The following is a 5,066-nucleotide window of genomic DNA, read 5'->3' as shown; positions in this document are numbered from 1 at the left end:
CGGCGCGGCTGCGGCACGCCCTGGTCCTCGCACGCGGCCGGGGCGGGTTCAACGCGGCGGCCGTGGTGCGCGCGCCCCGCGCGTGAGCGCCGTACGGATGGGGCGCGGGCCCTCTCGCACCACCGCTCCGCCGCGCACCCCGCGCGTGAGCGCCGCACACCTCCGAGCACCTGCCCAACGCACCCGTACCAAGAAGGGAACACCCGTGGACCGCCTGCACCTGACCGACCTTGCCGCCCTGCTGCGCGACGCCGCCGGCAGCGACGAGGGCGTGCCGCTGGACGAGGCCGCCCAGGACACCCTCTTCCTCGACCTGGGCTACGACTCGCTGGCGCTCCTCCAGGTGACCGGAGTCATCGAGCGCGACCACGACGTGGCGCTCGACGAGGAGGCGCTGGACGAGGCGCAGACCCCGCGCGCGTACCTCGACCTCGTCAACGGGGCGCTGGCCGCACGGACGGCGGCCTGAATGCGGGACGGCCGGCTCACCGAGATCGCCGACGGTGTCCACGCCCATGTGCAGGGCGACGGCGGCTGGTGCCTGAACAACTCCGGGCTGCTCGCCGACGGCGGCGAGAGCGCCCTGGTCGACACCGTCGCCACCCTGGACCGGGCCCGCGCCCTGCGCGCCCGGGTCCTGGCGGTCACGGCCGGGCCGCCCCGGTATCTGGTCAACACGCACTTCCACGGCGACCACACCTTCGGCAACTGCGTCTTCCCCGAGGCGGTCGTCGTCGGCCACGCGCGGGCCCGGGACGAGGCCGCCGCGGCCGGTCTGCACCTGACGGGGCTCTGGCCCGAAGTGCGCTGGGGGGACCTGGAGGTGGTCGTCCCGCAGGTCACCTTCGAGGAGCGGATGACGCTGTACGTGGGGGAGCTGCGGGCCGAACTCCTGCACGTGGGGCCCGCGCACACCCGCGGTGACACCGTGGTGTGGCTGCCCGGGCCGCGCGTCCTGTTCGCCGGTGACGTGGTGATGAACGGCGTCACCCCGTTCTGCCCCATGGGCTCGGTCAGCGGCTCCCTGCGCGCCCTCGCCGCGCTGCGCGCCCTGGAACCGCTCACGGTCGTCCCCGGCCACGGGCCCGTCGGAGGCCCGGAACTCCTCGACGCCGACGCGGGGTACTTCCGCCGCCTCCAGGAGCTCGCCCGCGAGGGCGTCGCCGCCGGCCTGACCCCGTACGACCTCGCCCGGGAGGCGGGGCCCGGCCCCTACGCCGAGCTCCTGGACCCCGAGCGCCTGGTGCCCAATCTGCACCGCGCGTACGCGGAGGAGCGCGGCGCCCTCCCGGGCGCGCCCCTCGACATCGGGGCGCTGTTCCAGGAGATGGCCCGGTACCACGGCGGTCTGCCGGTCTGCCGCGCCTGACGCGTCCTACACCAGCACCGGGGCCGGGTAGCCGGCCGTGAGGTCGTCCCGCGACACCACGCGGCTCCGTACCCGCAGCCGGCCCCGGCAGCGCACCAGCTCGTCCGCCATCACACAGAACCGGGACACCGCGGGCACGCCGCCGCGCGCCGTCGCGAAGACCAGGGCGTAGGCGCGGGTGTGCAGGACGCCGCCGGGGCGGGCGTCCACGTCGAGCATGCCGATCCAGTGGCGCAGCTGCCCGCCCTCCCGTTCCTGGCGGGCCCGGTTGCGGTGGACGTTGGCGGCCAGCTCCGCTCGTCCGTGCACCGGGCTGTCCAGCGTGGGCACGCTGAACACGGCGTCCTCGGTGAAGGTGGCGGCCCAGCGCTCGGCCTCGTGCCGGTCGAAGAGCTGCATCTGGTGGGCGTAGAACTGCTGCACCTCGGCGTACAGCGAACCGAAGTCCGAGGTGTCCGGCGCGGGTCCGGTGTGGTGTGCGGTGTCGGCCGTCATCGTGTCTTCCTTCTCGTCCGCAGGGTCTTCGGGCGGTTCTTCGGCGGTTTCTTCGGGCGGTTCTCTCCCACCTTCCGTGGTGCTGATCGAGCGCTCTTCAAAGATTCCTCAAGCGCACCGGCGGAGGGTGAAGGCAATCCGGAGGTAAAGACCGCCGGTGGACGACGGAAGGGGACCCCGGTGCGCGACACCCCGTACGGCGAACTCCTGGTGGACGGACTGCTGCGGCGTGCCGCGCGGCGCGACCCCGACGGCACCGCCGTGCGCACCGCGACCCGCGTGCTGCGCTTCGCCGAACTCGACGCCTACGCCGACCGGATCGCCGGATGGCTCTCCTCGGCGGGCGCCGGCCGCGGCACCCGGGTCGGGGTCACCCACACCCTCACCCCGGAGTTCGCCGCCGCGTACCACGGGGTCGTGCGGGCCGGTGCCACGGTCGTCCTGGTCAACCCGCTGCTTCCGCCGGACGGGCTGCGCCACGTGCTCTCCACGTCGGGCGCCGAGACCGTCCTCGCGCCCGCCGCCACCGCCGCGTCCCTGACACGGATCGCGCCCGGGCTGCCCGCCCTGCGCACCGTCGTCGTCATGGACGGGCAGGCCCCCGCCGGCGCCGTCCCGCTGCACGAGCTGATCGCGGGCGCGCAGCCGTACACCGGGCCCGCCGCATCCCCGGACGACGTGGCGTGCGTGCAGTTCACCACCGGGACCACCGGCGCCCCGAAGGGGGTCCTGCTGACCCACCGCAACGTGGTCGCCAACGCGTGGCAGACCGCCGACGCGCACGGCCTGACCGGCGCGTCGGTGACCCTCAACCACCTGCCGCTCTACCACGTCATGCACCTCAACTCGGCCCTCTACGCGGGCGCCTGCCAGGTCCTCTGCCAGGACCCCGACCCCTTCGCCTCACTCGGCGCCGCCGCTGACGCGGGGGCCACGCACTACTACGGGCTGCCCGCCCGGCTGCACGCCCTGGCCGCCGACGAGCGCCTGGCGGCGGGCGGTGCGCCGGACGCGCCGCGGCTCACCGCCGTGCTGTCCGGCGGGTCGGCGCTGCGACCGCAGGTGGCGCGTGTCCTGGAGGAACGGCTCGGCGTGCCCGTCATCCAGGGGTACGGGATGGCCGAGCTGTCCCCGCTCACGCACAGCCAGCGGCCCGGCCGCTACCGCCACGGCACCGTCGGCTCCGCCGTCGCCGGCACCGAGTGCCGCATCGTGGACCTGACGACCCGGCGCCCCCTGGGCCCCTGGTCGGCCGGCGAGGTCATGGTGCGGGGGCCGCAGCTGATGGCCGGTTACCTCGGCGAAGGGCACCCCGCCCGGATCGACGCGGACGGCTTCTTCGCCACCGGTGACGTCGGGCGCCTGGACGACGAGGGCAACCTGACCCTGGTCGACCGGCTCGCCGACGTCTTCAAGTACGACAACGAGATCGTGTCGCCCAGCCGCATCGAGCGGATTCTCGCCGACGACCCCCGGGTCGCCGACTGCCTGGTCGCGGACTGGCCCGACCCCGAGCACGGCGCCCTGGTGTGGGCCGGGATCGTGCTGCGCGAGGGCGCCGGGGCGGGCGGCGACCCGTTCGGCCACGGCGTGCTCGACATGCTCGACGCGATCACCGAACGCGCCAACGAACGCCTCGGCCGCTTCGAACGGATCCGCTTCGCCGAGGCCATCGAAACCGTGCCGCGCACCCCCACCGGGAAGCCCCGGCGCCGCGCCGTCCGGCAGAAGCTGCGCGCCAGCGCCGCCCTGTGACCGCCCAGCCCATCCGCCTCACCACCCCGGGAGACCGACCATGGTGAACTCCGGCACGGAACAGGCCGCCCCGCCGCAGGTGCTGATCGCGGGCGCCGGCCCCGTCGGCCTGACCGCCGCCCACGAACTGGCCCGCCGCGGCCTGCGGGTCCGCCTGATCGACGCGGCCCCCGGCCCCGCGCGCACCAGCCGCGCCGTCGCCACCCACCCGCGCACCCTGGAGACGTACGACCAGATGGGCGTCGTGGACGCCATGCTCGCCCGGGGCCGCCGGAACGCCGCCTTCACCATGTACGCCGAGGGCCGCCGCCTGGTCCGCCTCCAGGCCGACTACGCGTCGATGCCGACCGCGTACCCCTTCACGCTGGTCATCGGCCAGACCGACACGGAGGCCGTCCTGCGCGAGGCGGTGGCCCGGCTCGGCGTCGCCATCGAGTGGGGCGTCCGGCTCACCGGTCTCGACCAGCACCCGGACGGGGTGCGGGTGGCCCTGGAGGACGCCGACGGCGCCCGGAGCACCGTGGACGCCTCGTGGCTGATCGGATGCGACGGCGGCCACAGCACCGTCCGCAAGCTCCTCGGCCTGGAACTCGCCGGCACCAGCAGCGAGACGTGGATGCTCGCCGACGTGCCCGTCACGATGGACCTGCCGCCCGACACCATCTACTGGGCGCACACCGGCGGCCAGGCCCTGATGATGGTGCCCTACGCCCGCGAGGGCCACTGGCGCCTCCTCGACACCGTGCCGGACCACGGAGCTGAGGGCGTCGAGGAACGCCTCGGCGCGAAGCTGTCCAAGGGCCTGGGCCGCCCGGTCGCCGTCGGGCCCAGCGAGTGGACGTCCGTCTTCACGTTCCAGCAGCGCCGGGTCGACCGGATGCGGGAGGGCCGGGTCTTCGTCGCGGGTGACGCCGCCCACGTGCACAGCCCCGCCTCGGGCCAGGGCATGAACACCGGCATCCAGGAGGCGTACAACCTGGCCTGGAAGCTCGCCCAGGTCGAACAGGGCCACGCGGCGGACCGGTTGCTCGACAGCTACGGCGCCGAGCGCGTGCCCATCGGCGCCGCCCTCCTCGACTCCACCCGCACCGCCACCGTCCTCGTGCAGCTGAAGAACCTGCTCGCCGCCGCCGTGCTGCCCGTCGTCTTCACCGTCGTACGCAACGTCACCCCGCTGCGCCGCGCCATCCAGCGCAAGGTCCTCGGCGGGATGTCCGGGCTGCGCATCGGCTACGGCGCGTCCCCGCTCACCACCCCCGGGACCGCCGCCACCGGGCCCGCCCCGGGCGGCCGCGCCCGGGGCGTCGCGCTGGACGGCCTGGAGCCCACCGTGCGCGAGGCGTTCGCCGACGAGCTGCGGGACGTGCGGTGGAGCCTGCTCCTCGGCGCGGGCGGCACCGGACCCGGCGACGTGCCCGTGGGCGTCGCCGTCACCGCGGCCGCCCAG

At 75.1% G+C, this 5,066-nt stretch carries 5 protein-coding genes; 4 read left to right on the top strand and 1 reads right to left on the bottom strand.

The window, feature by feature from the left end; translation table 11 throughout:
- Positions 1 to 205: 205 nt before the first annotated feature.
- Together G3I41_RS29615 and G3I41_RS29610 are read left to right on the top strand one after the other, a co-directional pair.
- Entirely contained in the window at positions 206 to 469 is a 264-nt protein-coding gene (locus G3I41_RS29615; protein WP_164403573.1) for an acyl carrier protein, read from the top strand.
- A complete protein-coding gene (locus G3I41_RS29610; protein WP_164403571.1) occupies positions 470 to 1,369 on the top strand; it encodes an MBL fold metallo-hydrolase in 900 nt (299 codons plus the stop codon).
- A gap of 6 nt (positions 1,370 to 1,375) precedes the next feature.
- On the opposite strand, the gene G3I41_RS29605 is transcribed toward G3I41_RS29610, so the two are convergent.
- Positions 1,376 to 1,864, bottom strand: coding sequence for a nuclear transport factor 2 family protein (locus G3I41_RS29605; protein ID WP_164403570.1), 489 nt, complete (start codon positions 1,862 to 1,864; stop codon positions 1,376 to 1,378).
- 180 nt (positions 1,865 to 2,044) lie between these two features.
- Here G3I41_RS29605 and G3I41_RS29600 point away from each other — a divergent pair, with 180 nt between their 5' ends.
- Together G3I41_RS29600 and G3I41_RS29595 are read left to right on the top strand one after the other, a co-directional pair.
- Positions 2,045 to 3,619 (top strand): class I adenylate-forming enzyme family protein, encoded by a 1,575-nt coding sequence (locus G3I41_RS29600; RefSeq protein WP_164403568.1) that lies wholly within the window; start codon positions 2,045 to 2,047, stop codon positions 3,617 to 3,619.
- A gap of 40 nt (positions 3,620 to 3,659) precedes the next feature.
- On the top strand, positions 3,660 to 5,066 hold a 1,407-nt coding region (locus tag G3I41_RS29595; protein WP_164403566.1), incomplete at its 3' end, for an FAD-dependent oxidoreductase.

The organism is Streptomyces sp. SID9727 (assembly GCF_010550605.1).
Lineage (GTDB): Bacteria > Actinomycetota > Actinomycetes > Streptomycetales > Streptomycetaceae > Streptomyces.
This window is presented reverse-complemented; position numbering and strand designations above follow the sequence as displayed.